Origin of the sequence: Burkholderia cepacia (assembly GCF_001039005.1) — a bacterium.
Lineage (GTDB): Bacteria > Pseudomonadota > Gammaproteobacteria > Burkholderiales > Burkholderiaceae > Burkholderia > Burkholderia theae.
In genome coordinates this window covers 20,233-39,162 of record NZ_LDWR01000012.1, presented here as the reverse complement: position 1 = coordinate 39,162, position 18,930 = coordinate 20,233, and the positions used below count along the sequence as shown (strand labels likewise).

12 protein-coding genes are annotated in these 18,930 nt (G+C 68.8%); all 12 read left to right on the top strand.

Features of this window, described 5'->3' with window-relative positions; all coding sequences use genetic code 11:
* The first annotated feature begins 1 nt into the window (after position 1).
* The 12 genes from tssM to tssI all read left to right on the top strand — a co-directional run bounded on the left by tssM (position 2) and on the right by tssI (position 18,908).
* Positions 2 to 3,628 (top strand): type VI secretion system membrane subunit TssM, encoded by a 3,627-nt coding sequence (tssM, locus tag VL15_RS07380; protein WP_048244448.1) that lies wholly within the window; start codon positions 2 to 4, stop codon positions 3,626 to 3,628.
* Positions 3,610 to 4,305, top strand: a complete 696-nt coding sequence (tagF, locus tag VL15_RS07375; protein ID WP_155420142.1) for a type VI secretion system-associated protein TagF — start codon at positions 3,610 to 3,612, stop codon at positions 4,303 to 4,305. Before tssM ends, tagF begins: the two co-directional genes overlap by 19 nt.
* 62 nt (positions 4,306 to 4,367) lie before the next feature.
* The gene (locus VL15_RS07370) at positions 4,368 to 6,626 is read left to right on the top strand and encodes a serine/threonine protein kinase (protein ID WP_048244445.1); all 2,259 of its coding nucleotides are present in this window, start codon (positions 4,368 to 4,370) and stop codon (positions 6,624 to 6,626) included.
* On the top strand, positions 6,613 to 7,743 hold the full coding sequence (tssA, locus tag VL15_RS07365) for a type VI secretion system protein TssA (RefSeq protein WP_080970749.1): 1,131 nt from the start codon (positions 6,613 to 6,615) through the stop codon (positions 7,741 to 7,743). Before VL15_RS07370 ends, tssA begins: the two co-directional genes overlap by 14 nt.
* Before the next feature lie 82 nt (positions 7,744 to 7,825).
* Complete coding sequence (tssB, locus tag VL15_RS07360; protein ID WP_048244443.1) at positions 7,826 to 8,380, top strand: type VI secretion system contractile sheath small subunit; 555 nt, start codon at positions 7,826 to 7,828, stop codon at positions 8,378 to 8,380.
* Positions 8,373 to 9,881 (top strand): type VI secretion system contractile sheath large subunit, encoded by a 1,509-nt coding sequence (tssC, locus tag VL15_RS07355; protein WP_048244441.1) that lies wholly within the window; start codon positions 8,373 to 8,375, stop codon positions 9,879 to 9,881. The genes tssB and tssC overlap by 8 nt, the downstream gene beginning before the upstream one ends.
* A gap of 47 nt (positions 9,882 to 9,928) precedes the next feature.
* Positions 9,929 to 10,420 (top strand): Hcp family type VI secretion system effector, encoded by a 492-nt coding sequence (locus tag VL15_RS07350; RefSeq protein ID WP_027791618.1) that lies wholly within the window; start codon positions 9,929 to 9,931, stop codon positions 10,418 to 10,420.
* A gap of 26 nt (positions 10,421 to 10,446) precedes the next feature.
* A complete protein-coding gene (gene tssE / locus VL15_RS07345) occupies positions 10,447 to 10,995 on the top strand; it encodes a type VI secretion system baseplate subunit TssE (protein WP_048244439.1) in 549 nt (182 codons plus the stop codon).
* Positions 10,996 to 10,999: 4 nt separating this feature from the next.
* Positions 11,000 to 12,871, top strand: coding sequence for a type VI secretion system baseplate subunit TssF (gene tssF, locus VL15_RS07340; RefSeq protein ID WP_048244437.1), 1,872 nt, complete (start codon positions 11,000 to 11,002; stop codon positions 12,869 to 12,871).
* Positions 12,868 to 13,968, top strand: coding sequence for a type VI secretion system baseplate subunit TssG (gene tssG, locus VL15_RS07335; protein WP_048244597.1), 1,101 nt, complete (start codon positions 12,868 to 12,870; stop codon positions 13,966 to 13,968). Before tssF ends, tssG begins: the two co-directional genes overlap by 4 nt.
* Positions 13,969 to 13,980: 12 nt before the next feature.
* The gene (gene tssH, locus VL15_RS07330) at positions 13,981 to 16,638 is read left to right on the top strand and encodes a type VI secretion system ATPase TssH (protein ID WP_048244435.1); all 2,658 of its coding nucleotides are present in this window, start codon (positions 13,981 to 13,983) and stop codon (positions 16,636 to 16,638) included.
* Positions 16,635 to 18,908, top strand: a complete 2,274-nt coding sequence (tssI, locus tag VL15_RS07325) for a type VI secretion system tip protein VgrG (RefSeq protein ID WP_048244433.1) — start codon at positions 16,635 to 16,637, stop codon at positions 18,906 to 18,908. Before tssH ends, tssI begins: the two co-directional genes overlap by 4 nt.
* The last annotated feature ends 22 nt before the right edge of the window (positions 18,909 to 18,930 follow it).

Sequence of the window (18,930 nt, the reverse complement as noted above, 5' to 3'; positions counted from 1 at the left end):
CATGAACCAGGCTGTCGCGCGTTTCGTCCGGCCGTTGCCGTCGCGGGAGATCTGGACCTTCGCCGGTCTCGTCGTGCTCGCATGCTTCGTGTGGCTCGCGGGCCCGCTGTTCGCGTTCGCCGAAGTCCGTCCGCTCGAAAGCGGCTGGGCGCGCGGGCTGACGATCGCGGTGCTGTTCGCCGCGTGGGGCGCGCGCGTCGCATGGCGCAGCTGGCGTGCCGGCCGCCTCAACGCGCAACTGCTGAACCAGCTTCGCGAGGCCGTGCCGGGGCCGGCCACCGCCGACGATCCGGCGAAGGCGCAGCTCGACGAACTGCGCAGCCGCTTCGACGAAGCCGCGACGCTGCTGAAGAAAGTCCGCTTCGGGCAGGCCGACACGGTGCGCAAGGGCCTGCCGCGCTGGTTCGACCGGATGTCGCGCCAGTATCTGTATCAGTTGCCGTGGTACGTGTTCATCGGCGCGCCGGGCTCGGGCAAGACGACCGCGCTCGTGAATTCCGGGCTCAGCTTTCCGCTCGCCGAACAGTTCGGCCGCGCGGCGATTCGCGGCGTGGGCGGCACGCGGCATTGCGACTGGTGGTTCACGAACGACGCGGTGCTGATCGATACCGCCGGCCGTTATACGACGCACGAGGGCAACCGTGCGCTCGACGAGGCCGAGTGGAAAGGCTTCGTCGATTTGCTGAAGAAATACCGCACGCGCCAGCCGCTGAACGGCGCGATGCTGACGATCAGCGTCGCCGACCTGCTCGGCGCATCGGAAACCGAACGCACGCAGCACGCGATGGTGCTGCGCAAGCGGCTGCTCGAGCTGCGCGCGCAGCTCGGCATCCGCTTTCCTGTGTACCTGCTCGTGACGAAGGCCGACCTGCTCGCGGGCTTCGCCGAATATTTCGGCAACTACGGCCGTGCGGAATGCGCGCAGGTGTGGGGCTTCACGTTCCCGCTCGCGCAGAGCGAGGCGCCCGGCTTCGACCTGCGCGCGGCCTTCGACCGCGAATACCGGCTGTTGCACCAGCGGCTGAACGACGGGCTGCCCGAACTGCTGGCCGCGCAGACCGATGCGCGCCAGCGCGAGATGACGTACCTGCTGCCGCAGCAGATCGCCGACCTGCAGGACATGCTCGGCCAGTTCGTCGCCGAAGTGTTTTCCGTCTCGAGCTTCGAGCCGATGCCGATGCTGCGCGGCGTCTACCTGACGAGCGGCACGCAGGAAGGCACCGCGTTCGATCGCGTGATGAGCGGCATCAAGCGCTTCCTGAAGATCGAAGGCGTGCCGCCGGTTGCGCAGGTCGGCTCGACCGGGCGCAGCTTCTTCCTGAAGTCGCTGCTGCAGGAACACATCTTCCGCGAGGCCGCGCTGGCCGGCAGCGACCTGCGCTGGCATCAGAAGCGGCGTGTGCTGCAGATCGGCGGCTACGCGCTGCTCGCGCTGGTGTGCGTGGCCGTGCTGGTCGCGTGGCTGCGCAGCTATTCGAACAACCGCGCGTATCTCGACCAGATCGCCGCGCGCGTGCCGGCCGTCGATGCGCAGATCGCCGGCGCGAAGTTCTCCGACGCGGCCGACATCGCCCGGCTGCTGCCCGTGCTCGACGCGCTCGGCCGCCTCGCGAATGCGGGCGGCGTCGACCTGTCCCATCCGCCTCTGGCGTATCGGTGGGGGCTGTTCCAGGGCGAGAAGATCGACGAGGCCGTCGACGCCGTGTACCGGCGCGCGCTCGACGACGTGCTGCTGCCGATCGCCGCGAGCCGGATGGAAGCCGCGCTGCGCGACGCGCGGCCCGACGAGACCGAATACGCGTATGCGGCGCTGAAGGCGTACCTGATGCTGTACGACAGCGCGCACTACGATCCGGCATTCGTGCAGGCCGTCGTCGATCTGGAAATGGAGCGCGCGCTGCCGCCCGATTTCTCGCCGGCCGAACGTTCCGCGCTGCGCGCGCATCTCGCCGCGCTGTTCGGCAGCCGCGTCGCGGTATCGCCGTATCCGATGAACGAGCGGCTCGTGGCCGACGTGCGCGACCGGCTGCGGCAGGTGCCGTTCTCGCAGCGGCTGTACCGGCAGCTCACGCGCACGCTGCGGCCGGCGACGTCCGCGTTCGACTTCAGCGTCGCGCGCGCGGTCGGCCCCGACGCGTCGCTGGTGTTCCGCCGCCAAAGCGGCAAGCCGCTGTCGGAAGGCGTGCCGGGCCTCTATACGCGCAACGGCTATCGCAACGTGTTCGCGCCGCGCCTGGCCGGCGAGGTCGATGCGTACGGGCGCGAGGAAGTGTGGGTGCTGAACCTCGGATTGTCGGAGATCCCGGGACCGAATGACGCGGCCGCCTGGGCGCGCGACATCCGCCAGCTTTACCTGAACGACTACCTGAAGATCTGGGACGACTATCTCGCGGACATCAAGCTGCAGCGCACCGCGACGCTCGCGCAGAGCATCCAGGTCGCGCGCGCGCTGTCGTCGGCCGATTCGCCGCTCACGCGGCTGATGATCGCGCTCGCGCGCGACACGGCGCTCGGCGATGCGCCGGGCGGGGCGCGCAATCTCGCGTCGCGTGCGCAGGACAAGGTCGACGAGGCACGCAGCTCGCTGTCGCAGATCTTCGCGGGCCAGGCCAGCGACGCGAATCCGTCCGCTGCGGCGCCCGCGAGCGCCGAGCAGGTGGTCGACAGCCACTTCGCCGGGCTGCGCGCGTTCGCGCCCGGCAGCGGCGACCAGGCACAGGCGTTCGACGCGGTGCTGAAGTCGATCGACGCGCTGTACACGTACCTGACGGCCACCGACGACGCGCTCCGCAGCGGCGCGCAACCGCCGCCGTCCGACGCGCCCGCGCGGCTGCGTGCCCAGGCCGGCCGCCTGCCGACGCCATTCCGCGAAGTGCTCGACGACCTGTCGAACGTCGCGAACGGCAGCGTCGCGACCGTCGAGCAGCACAGCGTCATGCAGCGCGCCGGCGCGAACGTCGGCGACTTCTGCCGGCAGGCGATCGCGGGCCGTTATCCGTTCGCGCGCGGATCGTCGCGCGACGTCGCGCCGGCGGACTTCGCGCAGATGTTCGCGCCGGGCGGGCTGATGGACGATTTCTTCCAGAAGAACCTGCAGTCGATCGTCGATACGACGTCGCACCCGTGGCGCTTCGCGAACCGGAATGCCGATGCCGATCCGTCAGCGATCGAGATGCTTGCGTCGTTCGAGAAGGCCGCGGTGATCCGCGACGTCTATTTCGGCGGCGCAGCGCGCACCGCGCAGTTGAAGGTGCAGATCCAGCCGCTCGAAATGGACCCGTCGATCACGGAGATGGTGCTCGACGTCGACGGGCAGATCGTCCGTTACGCGCACGGCCCGCTCGTGCAGAGCGCGGTGGACTGGCCGGGCCCGCGCGGCAGCAACCAGGTGCGGCTGCAGGTGTCGGGGCAGGCCGGTACGACCGACGGCTTCACGACCGACGGGCCGTGGGCGCTGCACCGGCTGTTCGACCGCGCGGGCGTGTCGGCCGGGCGCGGCTCCGACCAGATGATTGCGCGCTTCACGGTCGACGGCAAACCGATCGTGCTGCAGGTGAATGCGGGCAGTGTCCGCAATCCGTTCAGGCTGCCCCAGATGGAGTCCTTTACATGCCCTCCGAAGCCATGAGCCCGACACCGCCGCTCGCGCGCGCCGATGGCGACGCGCCGGCCTGGTACGGGAAGATTCCCGGCGCCGGCGACTTCGTGAACAGCCGGCTGCCGCATGCGCTCGCGCTCTGGTGGGAACGCTGGCTCCTGCAAGGGATGGCCGCGATGCGCCAGCGCGGCGCGGACGAGATCGAGCGCCACTACACGGTCGCGCCGGTCTGGAATTTCCTGATCCCGGCGGGCGCCGGCGCGTCGTGCGTGCAATCGGGTTGCCTCGCGCCGAGCTGCGACCGCGTGGGGCGCTACTACCCGGTGATCGTCACGCTGCCGATGCGCGCGACCGATTACTGGAACGGGCTGCCCGACGCCGCCGACACGTTCTACTGGCAGGTCGGCCATGCGCTGCTCGACGCGATCCGCCATGCGCGCGCGCCGGGCCATCTCGAGCAGACGCTCGAACGCGTGCGGCTCGCGCCGGGCGGCGGCACGCTCGCGGACATCGTCGACGGTTTGCCGGCGGCGCTGCCGGAGCGGCCGGCGCCGGCCGCGTGGCCGGGGCTGTCCGGCTATTTCGATCCGCACGGCGGCACCAGCTTCTGGTGGACCAACCGCGCCGACGGATCGCCGCTGCGCACGCATGCGCATACGGGCACGCCCGACAACGCGCTGTTCCTGACGCTGTTCGGCGGAGCTTAGCAGGCCGCCGGGCGCGGCGTGAGCGACGAGCAGAAAGGACGCGGTTTCGAGAGGTGGTGGAGATGAAGGACCCAGGATCGAGAGACAACGAGCACGACACCGCGACACGCGGCGACGCATCCGAATTCACGGTGCGACCGCTGCCGCTCGGCCATCGCCTGGGCGAACTGCAGCTCGACGAGGTGCTGGGGATCGGCGGTTTCGGGATCGTCTATCGCGCGTTCGACCGCACGTTGCGGCGCGCGGTCGCGATCAAGGAGTACATGCCGTCGATGCTCGCGACGCGCGGCGGCGACTACACGGTGTCGCTGCGTTCCGAGCGGTTCGCGCAGGCGTTCGACGCGGGGCGCGGCGCGTTCCTCAACGAGGCGCGCCTGCTTGCGCAATTCGACCATCCGGGGCTCGTCAAGGTCCTGCACTTCTGGGAAAGCCACGGCACCGCATACATGGTGATGCCGTTCTACGAAGGGCGCACGCTCAAGCAACTGCTCGACGGCGGCATGCGGATCAGCGAGACGCAGTTGCGCAACATCGTCGCCGCGCTGCTCGGCGCACTCGATACGCTGCATCGCGCGCAGTGCTTCCATCGCGACGTCGCGCTCGACAACGTGCTGATCCGCCCGAACGGCAACGCGATCCTGCTCGACTTCGGCGCGGCGCGCAAACGGATCGGCGATCTCGTCGACGACGGCGCGATGATGATCAAGCCCGGTTACGCGCCGATCGAGCAGTACACCGACGACCCCGCGTTCAGCCAGGGGCCGTGGACCGACCTCTACGCGCTCGGCGCGGTGATGCACGCGATGATTACCGGCGAACTGCCGCCCGCGGCCGTCGTGCGCAGCATCAAGGACACGTACCGGCCGCTCGCGTCGCGCGAGTTGCCGGCCGGCGAGGTGTACAGCCCGGCGTTCCTCGCGGCGGTCGATCATGCGCTGCAGTTGCGGATCCCGGATCGGCCGGAATCGGTCGCGGCGTTCGCGGCGGAACTCGGGTTGCGGGACTTCGACCGGACGAGCGGCGGGTATGGCGCGGCGGTCGTGCCGGTGGGCGATGCGGGCAGCGGCGGGGACGGGAAGGGTGATGCTTCCGCTGCGGCCGGCACCGCGTCGGCTGGTGCTGCGGCGGCTATCGGCGAGGGCGGGACTGCGTCGGATGTGCAGTCGTCGCGGCCCGGGCAGGCGAACGATGTTTCGGTGCCGGCGGAGACTGCATCTGCTTCGTCTGCGGTGTCCGGTGTGAATTCGGAGGCCGGCGCCCCATCGGCATCGAAGGTGGCCGCGCAAGGCGCCGCGCTTGCGGCTGCGGGAACGATGGCAGCGTCGGCAGTGCATGCGCCGCAGTCGGTCAGATCCGATGGACCCGGCGGTGAAAGCGAGCGCGCAAAGGAACCACCCGCGGCCGGTACGCGACCGGCAAACGTCGACGCCGACATCGGAAAGCGTGGTGCGGCGGATGCCGGGAATACGAGCCCGAATGCCGGTGCTGCCAGCGCGACCGTGCCGCATCCCGCCGCATCGGCATCATCGTCGGGCGGCGCATCCACACCGTCCGGCATTCGACCCGGCCCCGCACGCAACCGCCGCATCCCCGTCTACGTCGGTGGCGCACTCGTTGCGCTGATCGCCATCGGGCTCGCCGCGACCTATCTGTCGAGTCCCGCCCGCGTCGCCGACGAGGCCGCGCCCGGTGCGAGCCAGCCGCTGGCCGGCACGTCATCGCCCGCGAGCGCGCCGGACGCCGCGCTGGCCCAACGCGGACCGACGCCGACCGTCGTGCCGCCATCGAGCCTGCCGGCCGGATCGTCGGAGCAGGTTCCGCCGCCGCCCGTCGCCGCCGCACCGGCCAGCACGCCAGCCGTCGAGGCCGCCGCCGCGCCGCAGGTCGCGACCACCGTCACTAACCCGGCCCCGTCGCAAGCCGGCTCCCGTTCGACCATCGCGCCGGCCGGCAGCCTCGATGCATCGGAGCGCGTCATCAACGTGCCGCCGTCGGAAGCCGCAGCGCGGCCAACCACGACGCCAACTCCGGCGCCGCCACCGGAAACCGACACGACCATCGCCGCCGTGAACCTGCTGCCTGCCGAGCCACGTCCGCCGAAGACGCAGGAAACCGTCCAGGTGCGCTTCAACGTGCGGCCGTGGGGCGACGTCTACGTGAACGGCGCGCGGCGCGGCGCGAGCCCGCCGTTGCGCTCGGTATCGCTGACGCCGGGCGTGTACCAGATCGAGATCCGCAACGGCTCGCTGCCGCCGCTGCGCCGCACCCTGGCGGTCGATTTCGGCAGCAAACCGATCAACATCGACTATGCATTCGAATGACATCAGCCAGGCGGCGCTGGCCGCCGCCACGCTTGCTCCCGGGTCGCGCGGCGTACCGTGGGCAACCCCGCGCGCCGACCTGATCGGCGGGCTGCTCGCGGACGTCGCGCCCGATGCACCGTGCGGCGCGAACCTCGAATACGACGCCGAGTTCCTGCAACTGCAGGAGCGTGCGACGCCGCGCGCCGAGCAGCAGTACGGCGACACCGTGATCCCGGCCGAGGCGCCCGACTGGCACGCGGTCGAGCGGCTCGCGCTTGCACTGTCCGCGCGCACGAAGGACCTGCGCGTTGTCGCATATCTCGCGCGCAGCTGGACCGAGCAGCACGGCATTCCCGGCTATGCGGACGCGCTCGCGGTCGTCGCGAACCTGCTCGAGCGCCGGTGGGACGACCTGCATCCGCGGCTCGACGCGGACGGCGAACCCGATCCGACGCCCCGGATGAACGCGCTCGCCGACGTGGCCGGCGCGCACGACTGCGCGCGTGCGGCGCGCCGCCAGCCGCTGTTCGACGGCGGCCCGAGCGTGCGCGACGCCGAACGGCTGCTCGACGGCCGCGACGAAACGGGCGGCTCCGTGGCAGGCAGCCGCGACAGCCTGGTCGCCGCGCTGTTGGCCACGCGCGACGACGGCACGACGCCGCTCGACGCGGCACGCGCCGCATTGCACGCGCTGGATGCGATCCGCGTGTGCGTGACGGACAAGCTCGGCCGTGAATGGGCGCCCGATGAAGGCGATGCGGAGAAGGCGTTGCAGCGGATCGTGCGCGAAGTGCCGCTGCCCGAGCCGCGACCGGGTGCGCCGGACGGCGCGGTGGCCGCGCCTCAGGCGGCATCCGGCGACGCGTTGCAGGCGGGTGGCACACAACCCGCGCTGGCGGCGATGCCGAACGGCCATGCGTGGCGCGATGCCGACGTAACGAGCCGCGACGACGTGCGGCTCGGCCTTGACAAGATGTGCCGCTATTTCGAGCTGCACGAACCGAGCCATCCGGCGCCGCTGCTGCTGCGGCGCGCGCAGCGGCTGCTCGCGCTCGACTTCTACGAAATCATCCGCGATCTCGCGCCGGAGAGTTTGCCGAAGCTGGACCTGCTGAGCGGCGAGCGAAGCGAATGAAACGAACCAAACCAACGAAAGGGGCCGCCACACGGGCGGCGACCACGGATTGCGCAACCTGATCGATGCGAAGGAGTAGACGATGACGGACAGAACCAAGGCGGCGGGCAGCGGACAGAAGTTCATCGCGCGCAATCGGGCGCCGCGCGTGCAGATCGAGTACGACGTCGAGACCTACGGCGCCGAGCGCAAGGTGCAGCTGCCGTTCGTGATGGGCGTGATTTCGGACCTGGCGGGCAAGCGTGCCGAGCCGCTGCCGGATCTGCCCGAGCGCAAGTTTCTCGAGATCGACGTCGACAACTTCGACGAGCGGATGAAGTCGGTCGCGCCGCGCGTCGCGTTCCAGGTGCCGAACACGCTGACGGGCGAAGGGATGCTCAACGTCGACATGACGTTCGAGCAGATCGACGATTTCTCGCCGGCCGCGATCGCGCGCAACGTCGACGCGCTGCGCCGGCTGCTGGAAGCGCGTACCGAGCTGTCGAACCTGCTGTCTTACATGGACGGCAAGCACGGCGCCGAGCAGCTGATCGAGCGCGCGATCAACGATCCCGACCTGCTGAAGACACTCGTGCGCGAACCGCCCGAGCCCGCGCAGGGCGGCCACGCGACCCAACCGGAGGCCCGCGATGAATGACCCCGTCCAATCCCGCGGCGACGCGCGCGACGCCGCGCAGCCGGCCGTCGCGCACGACGAATTCGCCGCGCTGCTTCAAAAGGAATTCAAGCCGAAGACCGCCGAGGCACGAGAGTCGGTCGAGCGCGCGGTGCGCACGCTCGCGCAGCAGGCGCTCGAACATACGGTCGGCATGACGACCGACGCGTACGGCAGCGTCAAGCAGATCATCGCGGAGATCGACCGGAAGCTGTCCGAGCAGATCAACCAGATCCTCCATCACGACGAGTTCCAGACGCTCGAGGGCGCCTGGCGCGGCCTGCATTACCTCGTCACGCACACCGAGACCGACGAGCTGCTGAAGATCAAGGCGCTGCCCGCGTCGCGCAACGAGGTCGCGCGGATGCTGAAGCGCTACAAGGGCGTCGCGTGGGACCAGAGCCCGCTGTTCCGCAAGATCTACGAGGAAGAGTACGGGCAGTTCGGCGGCGAACCGTTCGGTTGCCTCGTCGGCGATTTCCATTTCAACCACAGCCCGCCCGACGTCGAGATGCTCGGCGAGCTGTCGAAGATCGCGGCGGCCGCGCACGCGCCGTTCATCGCCGGCGCGTCGCCGGAGCTGATGCAGATGGATTCGTGGCAGGAGCTGTCGAACCCGCGCGACCTGACGAAGATCTTCCAGAACACCGAATACGCGGCGTGGCGCAGCCTGCGGCAGTCGGAGGATTCGCGCTACGTCGGCCTCGCGATGCCGCGTTTTCTCGCGCGGCTGCCGTATGGCGCGCGCACCAATCCGGTCGACGAATTCGATTTCGAGGAAGACACCGACGCCGCGAACCACGATCGTTATACGTGGGCGAATTCGGCCTACGCGATGGCCGCGAACATCAACCGCTCGTTCAAGCAGTACGGGTGGTGTTCGTCGATCCGCGGCGTCGAATCGGGCGGGGCGGTCGAAGGGCTGCCGAGCCATACGTTCCCGACCGACGACGGCGGCATCGACCAGAAATGCCCGACCGAGATCGCGATCAGCGACCGCCGCGAGGCCGAGCTCGCGAAGAACGGCTTCATGCCGTTCGTGCATCGGAAGAACTCGGATTTCGCGGCGTTCATCGGCGCGCAGTCGCTGTACCAGCCGGCCGAGTACCACGATCCCGACGCGACCGCGAACGCGCGCCTGTCCGGCCGCCTGCCGTACCTGTTCGCGTGCTGCCGCTTCGCGCATTACCTGAAGTGCATCGTGCGCGACAAGATCGGCTCGTTCCGCGAACGCGACGACATGGAGCGCTGGCTGAACGACTGGATCATGAACTACGTCGACGGCGACCCCGTGAACTCGTCGCAGGAAACCAAGGCGCGCAAGCCGCTCGCGGCCGCGCAGGTGGTCGTCGACGAGGTCGAGGACAACCCGGGCTACTACACGTCGAAATTTTTCCTGAGACCGCACTACCAGCTCGAAGGGCTCACCGTGTCGCTGCGGCTCATCTCGCGGCTGCCGACCGCGAAGGCGGCAAACGAGTGAACGGCAACCGGCATTCAACCTGACATCGCACCGAAACGGAGACGGTTATGGGCGTGGCAATGTTTATGAAGGTGGACGGCGTGACCGGCGAATCGGCCGACGCACAGCACAAGGGCTGGACCGACATCCAGTCGTTCACGTGGGGCGCGAGCCAGCCGGGCGCGATGGCGAGCGGCAGCGGCGGCAACGCGGGCAAGGCGAGCTTCAACGACCTCGTCGTCGCCGCGTACATGGACAAGGGCGCGCCCGCGATCATCAAGAACTGCGCGAACGGCAAGCATCTTTCTTCGGTCGAGATTTCGGCGTGCAAGACGGGCGGCACGCAGGTCGAATTCATGCGCGTGACGCTGCAGGAAGTGCTCGTCACGTCCGCGCAGGTCGCGGGTATCGACCCGGGCGACGTCGCCGACCGGCTGATGATGCACTACGGCTTCCAGGCCGCGAAGGTGAAGAAGCAGTACTGGCAGCAGAACGACAACGGCGGCAAGGGCGCCGAGGTGACGGTCGGCTGGAACATCAAGGAAAACACCGAGATGTGACGGGTCGAACCCGCACGGAGACGACGATGGACGACCCGCGAACCCGCGACGGCCGGGAGGGCAGCCTGCGCGACCGGCTGCAACCCGCGCTGCTCGACCGGCTCACCGACGATGCACCGCAGCGCACGACCGAAGCGCCCGGCGCGCAATGGATCGGCACCGAGCGGCTGCGCGCGGCCGTGCTGCGCGATCTCGCGTGGCTGCTCAACACGCGCAACGCCGAGGACGGCTTCGTCGACTGGTCGGCGTTCGCGCATGCGCAGGCGTCGGTGCTCAACTACGGCATGCGGCCGCTCGTCGGCAAGCCGATGTCGGGCGTCGAGCGGATGTCGGTCGAGGCGTCGATCCGCGACGCGATCGTCCGCTTCGAGCCGCGCATCGCACCCGACAGCGTCGAGGTCCGCAGCGTGCTCGATGCGCCGGGCGGCCGGGCCGGCGAACGGCGCCACAACGTGCTGCTGTTCGAGATCCGCGGCACGCTGTGGTCGATCCCGCATCCGCTCGAATTCGTGCTGCGCTCCGACCTCGATCTCGAGACGGGCGCGATGTCGCTGCAATCCGTGGCGGGAACCTGACGCGATGGATACGCGCCTGCTCGACTACTACAACCGCGAACTCGCGTACCTGCGCGAGCTCGGCGGCGAATTCGCGCAACAGTTCCCGAAGGTCGCCGCGCGGCTGCGGCTGCACGAATCGGGCCCGCCCGACCCGTACGTCGAACGGCTGCTCGAAGGGTTCAGCTTCCTCACCGCGCGCGTGCAGCTGAAGATGGACGCCGAGTTTCCGCGCTTCACGCAGGCGCTGCTCGACGCCGTGTATCCCGGCTATATTGCGCCGCTGCCGTCGATGGCGATCGTGCGGTTCGCGCCGATGATGAACGAAGGCAGCCTTGCGCAGGGCTGGCGGCTGCCGGCCGGCACCGCGCTGCGCGCGCGGCCGGCCGCGTCCGAACAGACCGCGTGCGAATTCCGCACCGCGCACGACCTGACGCTGTGGCCGCTCGAACTGACCGATGCGACCGTCACCGGCGCGCCGTCGTGGCTGCCGCGCGGCGCCGTCGCGGCGCGCCAGGACGTCCGCGGCGCGCTGCGCATCCGGCTGAAGGCGCGCGGCGGCACCACGCTCGCGCAACTGCCGCTCGACCGGCTGACGTTCCATCTCGCGGGCCCCGAACGCGACGCGCTGCATCTGCTCGAACTGATCGCCGCGCATGCGCTCGGCGCCGTGTGCCACGACCCGGGGCAGCCGCCGCGCTGGCTGCAACCGCTCGACGCCGATGCGATCGTCCACGAGGGTTTCGATCCGGCGCAGGCGATCCTCCCTGACGACGGCCGCAGCTTTCACGGCTACCGGCTGTTGCGCGAGTATTTCGCGTTTCCAGCGCGCTTCCTGTTCTTCAGCATCGGCGGGCTGCGCGCCGCGCTGGCGCGTGCGACCGGCGACGAGTGCGAGCTGACCGTGCTGTTCGACCGTCACGATGCGGCGCTCGAAGCGGCCGTCGATGCGCGCCATCTCGCGCTGAACTGCACGCCGGCCGTGAACCTGTTCGCGCGTCGCGCCGACCGCATTCCGCTGCAGCCGGGCGCACGCGAACATCATGTCGTCGTCGATCGCAGCCGGCCGCTCGACCATGAAGTCTATGCGGTGCAGCGGCTTGCGAGCGAGCAGCGCGACGACGGCCAGTCGCGCGAATTCCGGCCGTTTCACGCGTCGTTCGCCGGCGATAACGGCAATCACGGCGCCTACTACACGGTGCGGCGCGAGCCGCGGCTGGTGTCCGCGCAGGCACGCGCGAACGGCACGCGCACCGGTTATGTCGGCAGCGAGACCTACGTCTCGCTCGTCGACAGCCAGTGCGCGCCATACGACGAGACGATGCGCTATCTGTCCGCCGACACGCTGTGCACCAACCGCGATCTCGTGCTGCTGCAGCCGCCCGGCGACGCGAACACGTTCACGCTGCGCGTATCGGCGCCCGTCGAGCGCATCGTCGCGATTCGCGGCCCGTCGCGGCCACGCCCGCCGATCGCCGATGCGCAAACCGCGTGGCGGCTGATCCGCCATCTCGGGCTCGCGCGACACACGCTGACCGATCTCGACGACGACGAGGGCGCGCATGCGCTGCGCGAACTGCTCGGCCTGCACGCCGACCCGGCCGACGCCGCGATGCGCCGGCAGATCGACGGCGTGCAGCGCGTCGCGTTCTCGCCCGTATTCCGGCGGCTGCCCGCGTCCGGGCCGCTGATGTTCGGGCGCGGCGTGCAGGTCAACGTGACCGTCGACGACCATGCATTCTCCGGCGACAGTCCGTTCCTGCTCGGCGCGGTGCTCGAACAGTTCTTCGCGCGTCACGTGTCGATCAACGCGTTCGCCGAATGCGTGCTGACCAGCGTGCAGCGCGGCACGCTCGCGCACTGGCCGGCGCGCATCGGCAGGCGGCCCGCGATATGAAGCGCGACACGTCTCCCGGCGCGCCGCCGGCCACCGAAACCGCCCGCCGCGACGCGTGGTGGGCGCGGTTGCGGGCCGCGCCGCACGGTTATGACCTGTTCCAGGCGCTGCGCTGGCTCGACGCGCTGTCGCCCGGCCGCGCACCGCTCGGCCATGCCGCGCGGCCGCGCGACGAAGCTGTGCGGCTCGGGCAGCAGCCGTCGCTCGCGTTCGCGGCGTCGATGCTGGCCGGCGTGTACGAGAACGGCGCCGCGCCGCCGCGCATCGCGATCCACGGTTTCGGGCTGTTCGGCCCGAACGGGCCGCTGCCGACGCACCTGACCGAATACGCGCACGAGCGCGCCGCGCAGCACGACGACCCGACGTTCGCCGCGTTCGCGGACCTGTTTCATCACCGGCTGATCCTGCTGTTCTACCGCGCGTGGGCCGATGCGCAGCCGACGGTGAGCCTCGATCGCCCCGAACGCGCACGGTTCGACGGTTATGTCGCGAGCCTGATCGGGCGAGCGGCGAACGGTGACAAGTCGGCCGCGCAAGCCGAGGCCGATGCCGGTACCGACCCGCTCGCACCGCATGCGCGTTATTTCCATGCAGGCCATCTCGTGCGGCACACGCGCAACCCGGAAGGGCTCGTGCAGATCCTGCGCCGACACTTCGGCGTCGAGGCGCGCATCGTCGAGCACGTGCCACAGTGGGTCACGATCGAGCGCTCGCAGCGCTGCACGATCCGCGCGACACGGCCGACGTTGCGCGTCGGCGCCGTCGCGCTCGGCGTCGCGGTACGCGATGCGCAGTCGCGCTTCCGGATCGTGCTCGGTCCGCTATCGCTCGACGCGTACCGTCGTTTCCTGCCGGGCGGGCCGCACGCGCGGCAGCTCGCGTTATGGGTGCGCGAATACGTCGGCATCGAGTTCGACTGGGACGTGCAGCTTGAACTGGCGGCCGACGCGGTGCCCGCCATCGCGCTCGGCAAGCCGCAGGGTATCGGCCGCACCGCGTGGCTCGGGCAGCGGCTCGAACCGGGCCCCGCGCGCGACCTCGTCGTCCGCTACGACGTGCGGGGCGGCGCCACGGCCCTTCATCGCGAAACCGCCTAACCGGGAACCGTCATGTCCGATATCGGCCGCGTCAACCTGTTCGGAAAACTGAATCCGTTCCTCTACGAGACGCTCGAGCAGGCGACCGGATTCTGCCGGCTGCGCGGCAATCCGTATGTCGAACTCGCGCACTGGTTCAAGCAGATGCTGCAGCGGCCCGACGGCGACCTGCAACGCGTGCTGCGCCGCTTCGAGATCGATGCGGCGGCCATCGACCGCGGGCTCGTCGCGGCGCTCGACCGGCTGCCGCGCGGCGCGGGATCGGTGTCGGACCTGTCCGCGCACATCGACGACTCGGTCGAACGCGCGTGGGTTTATGCAACGCTGAAATACGACGCGACCCGCATTCGCGGTGCGGTGCTGCTGCTCGCGATCCTGAAGACGCCGCAGTTGCGCAACGTGCTGGTGGCGATCACGCGCGAATTCGAGCGCATCGTGCCGGATCTGCTCGCAGATCAACTCGAATCGATCGTCGACGGTTCGCCGGAGGCGCAACCGGCCGGATCTGCCGGCACGGGAGGTGACGCGGCCGTACGCGGAGCAGCGGCCGCCGACGGCTCGGCGCTCGCGCGCTTTGCCGTCGACCTGACCGCCCGCGCGCGGGCCGGTGAGATCGACCCGGTCGTCGGTCGCGACGCAGAGATCCGCCAGATCGTCGACATCCTGCTGCGGCGCCGGCAGAACAACCCGCTGCTGGTCGGCGAGGCCGGCGTCGGCAAGACGGCTGTCGCGGAAGGGTTCGCGCTGCGGATCGTGGCCGGCGACGTGCCGCCGTCGCTGCGCGACGTCGCGCTGTACCTGCTCGACATCGGGCTGCTGCAGGCTGGCGCGAGCGTGAAGGGCGAGTTCGAAAGCCGGCTGCGGGGTGTGATCGACGAAGCGATGTCGTCCGAGCGGCCGGCGATCCTGTTCATCGACGAAGTGCATACACTCGTCGGGGCGGGCGGGGCGGCCGGCACCGGCGACGCCGCGAACCTGCTGAAGCCCGCGCTCGCGCGCGGCCTGCTGCGCACGATCGGCGCGACCACTTGGTCCGAGTACAAGCAGTACATCGAGAAAGACCCCGCACTGACGCGCCGCTTTCAACTGGTCCATGTGCACGAGCCGGAAGAGACGGCCGCGCTGACGATGCTGCGTGGCCTCGCCGCGAAGCTCGAAGCCCATCACCGCGTGCTCGTGCTCGACGATGCGCTGCAGGCCGCCGTCACGCTATCGCATCGATATATCCCCGCCCGGCAGTTGCCGGACAAGGCGATCAGTCTGCTCGACACGGCCTGCGCGCGCGTCGCCGTCAGCCAGCACGCGGTGCCCGCGCCGATCGAGGATGCGCGCCGCAGCATCGACAGCCTGCGCGTCGAGCAGGAGCGGATCGGCCGCGAGTGCGCGCTCGGCACTGGCGATGCCGCGCGGCGCGACGCGATCGACACCGACATTTCGGACGCGCAGGCCGCGCTCGACCAGCTCGACGCGCGCTGGCAAACCGAACGCAATGCATTGGCGGCGATCGTCGAATCACGCGCCATGCTGCTCGACGACGCTCCGTCGCCCGAACTCGACGCCGCCACGCGCGCCGATATCCAGGCCCGTCTCGCCGCCGCACAGCAGGCGCTGGCCGACGTGCAGGGCGATGCGCCGCTCGTGCTGCCCGCCGTCGACACGCATGCGGTGGCGGCCGTCGTCGCCGACTGGACCGGCATTCCGCTCGGCCGGATGGTGCGCGACGAAACGCAGGCCGTGCTGAAGCTCGCCGATACGCTCGGCGAGCGCGTCGTCGGCCAGCGGCATGCGGTCGAACTGATCGCCGAGCGGATCCAGACCGCGCGCGCGAAGCTCGACGATCCGACCAAGCCGCACGGCGTGTTCCTGCTGTGCGGCCCGTCCGGTGTCGGAAAGACCGAGACCGCGCTCGCGCTCGCCGACACGCTGTACGGTGGCGAGCACAACGCGATCACCATCAACATGAGCGAGTTCCAGGAGGCGCACACCGTGTCGACGCTGAAGGGCGCACCGCCCGGTTATGTCGGTTACGGGCAGGGCGGAGTGCTCACCGAGGCCGTGCGCCGCCGGCCGTACAGCGTCGTGCTGCTCGACGAGATCGAGAAGGCGCACCGCGACGTACACGAGATTTTCTTCCAGGTGTTCGACAAGGGCTGGATGGAGGACGGCGAGGGCCGCGACATCGATTTCCGGCACACCGTGATCCTGCTGACGTCGAACGTCGGCGCCGATCGCGTGATGCAGCTGTGCCGCGACCCCGAGCATCTGCCCGGCGTGCAGACGCTTGCCGATGCGCTGCGCGCGCCGCTGCTCGACGTGTTTCCGGCCGCGCTGCTCGGCCGGCTGACCGTCGTGCCGTATTACCCGCTCACCGACGCGACGCTCGCGCGCATCGTCGCGCTGCAGTTGCGGCGGATCGAGAAACGGATCGACGCGCATCACGGCATCCGGCTGTGCTGCACCGACGCGGCGACCGCGCTGATCGTCGAGCGCTGCCGGACCATCGAATCCGGCGGCCGGATGGTCGACGCGATCCTCACGCATATCGTGATGCCGCGCATCAGCCGCGCGATCCTGCAGGCCACGCTCGAAGGGCGCACGTTGTCGTCGATCGAGGTGAGCGCGGCCGACGGCGAATTCGCTTACCGGTTCGACGAGGAGGGAGCGGCGTGAATCGCGTCTTCACACTCGACAGCCCGCACGGCGACAACCTGAAATTCCACACGCTCGACGGCAGCGACGAACTCGGCCGGCTGTTCGAATTCCGGATCGAGGCGCTCGCCGACAATCACAGCCTGTCGCTGAAGGACATGCTCGGCAAGCCCGTGACGGTGCGGATCGAACAGCAGGACCAGTCGACTCGCTACTTCAACGGGATCGTTGCGCGCGCATCGCTTGCCGGCCGGCGCGCCGAGCGGTACTACGGCTACGAACTGGTCGTGCGCCCGTGGTTGTGGCTCGCGACGCGACGCTCCGATTGCCGGATTTTCCAGAACAAGACCGTGCCCGAGATCGTGCAGGAGGTGCTGTCGACGTACGGCTTTCCGATTGAAAACCATCTTGTCGAATCGTATGTGCCGCGCGAGTTTTGCGTGCAATACAACGAGACCGATGCCGCGTTCGTGTCGCGGCTGATGGAGTTCGAAGGCATCTATTACTGGTTCCGGCACGCCGAGGACACGCATACGCTGATGCTGAGCGACGCGATGTCGTCGCACACGGCGCTGCCCGGTTACGAGACGATTCCGTACATCGCGCGCGACCGTACGGCGATCGCCGACGAGGAACACATCGACGGCTGGCTACCCGCGCAGGAGGTGAGCGTTGGCAAGCACCAGACCACCGACTACGACTACACGAAGCCGCGCGCCGATCTTTCGTCGCAGAAGGTCGATCCGCGCGGCCACGATCACGACAGCTTCGCGTCGTTCGAATGGCCGGGCGGCTATCGCGACGACGCGCCCGGCGCGCACTACAGCCGCGTGAGGCTCGAAGAACAGCAGGCTGAACATGAGCGCGCGAACGCCGATACGGATGTGCGTGGCGCGGCGCCCGGGTATCTGTTCACGCTCGCGCATTGCCCGCGTGCCGACCAGAACCGCGAGTACATGATCGTGCGGTGCCAGTACCGGTTTCAAGAAAACGCGTATGCGAGCGATCAGGGCGCGGAGGCTGTCGTGCATCAGACGATGATGCTCGTGCAGCCGTCGAGTTTGCCTTACCGGTCGCCGCGCGAGACGCCGAGGCCGCGGACTAACGGGCCGCAGACGGCCACCGTCGTCGGGCCGCCCGGCGAGGAAATCTGGACCGATCAGTACGGGCGCGTGAAGTTGCAGTTTCGGTGGGATCGGTATGGGCAGAGCAATCAGGATTCGTCGTGCTGGGTGCGAGTGTCGAGTCCTTGGGCTGGCGGTGGGTTTGGGGGCGTGCAGATTCCGCGGGTGGGCGACGAGGTCGTGGTCGATTTTCTGAATGGCGACCCGGATGAGCCGATCGTGACGGGGCGTGTTTATAACGGCGAGAAGATGCCGCCTTGGGGCTTGCCGGGGAGTGCGACGCAAAGTGGGATGCTGTCGAGATCATCGCCGGGCGGGACGACCGAGCATGCAAATGCGTTCCGGTTCGAGGACAAGAAGGGCGCGGAACAGCTGTGGATGCACGCGGAAAAGAATTTCGATGCGGAGACGGAGGCCGATCACTCGCTGTCGGTCGGGAACAACCATACGCATACGGTCGGGAACGACGAAACGATGCAGGTGAAGAACAACCGGCAAAGGAGTGTCGGGCAGAACGAGACGGTGAATATCGGGCAGAACCGGGTTGCGCAGATTGGGGCGAACGAGACGCATGGAGTGACGGGGAATCGCTGCGTGTCGGTCGACGGGAACAGTTCGCATACGGTGACGAAGGGAAATCACGATACTTCAGTGCTGAACGGCACGCATTATTTGTTCGTTCAAAAAGATAGCACCCACGTTGTCGATTCTGGATCGTATCTTGCGCAGGTCAGGAAAGGGAACTACTCCGTTGACGTTGCAAAGATCGTATCGATAGGCGCGCTCGAATATATTGAGACTGGTTCCGGGAAGAGTGGCCTGACAATCAATAAGGAAAACATCGGCGTTTGCATCGGTGGAACGGCAAGCGATCTTGGTGTCGGCATTACGGGTCAAGGTGGAGGTGTCGGCATCGCCGGATACGGTAAGGGCGTGAACATCTCGGGCTATGCGCAAGGCGTAACGATCTACGGTGAGGACGATCTCAATCTTTCCGGCAAGTCGACAGCCAATCTTCAGGCACCGACGGTCAACATCGACAACGGCAAGAGTAGCTGTACCGTCAACGTCAATGCGACGAAGATCGTTCTGGCGACCGGTGGCGGGTCGATCACGCTCGATGGTTCGGGCGTAACGATCCAGGGAACGATTGCCCACATCAACTGATTTCGACTGGCGCCCGCCGGTC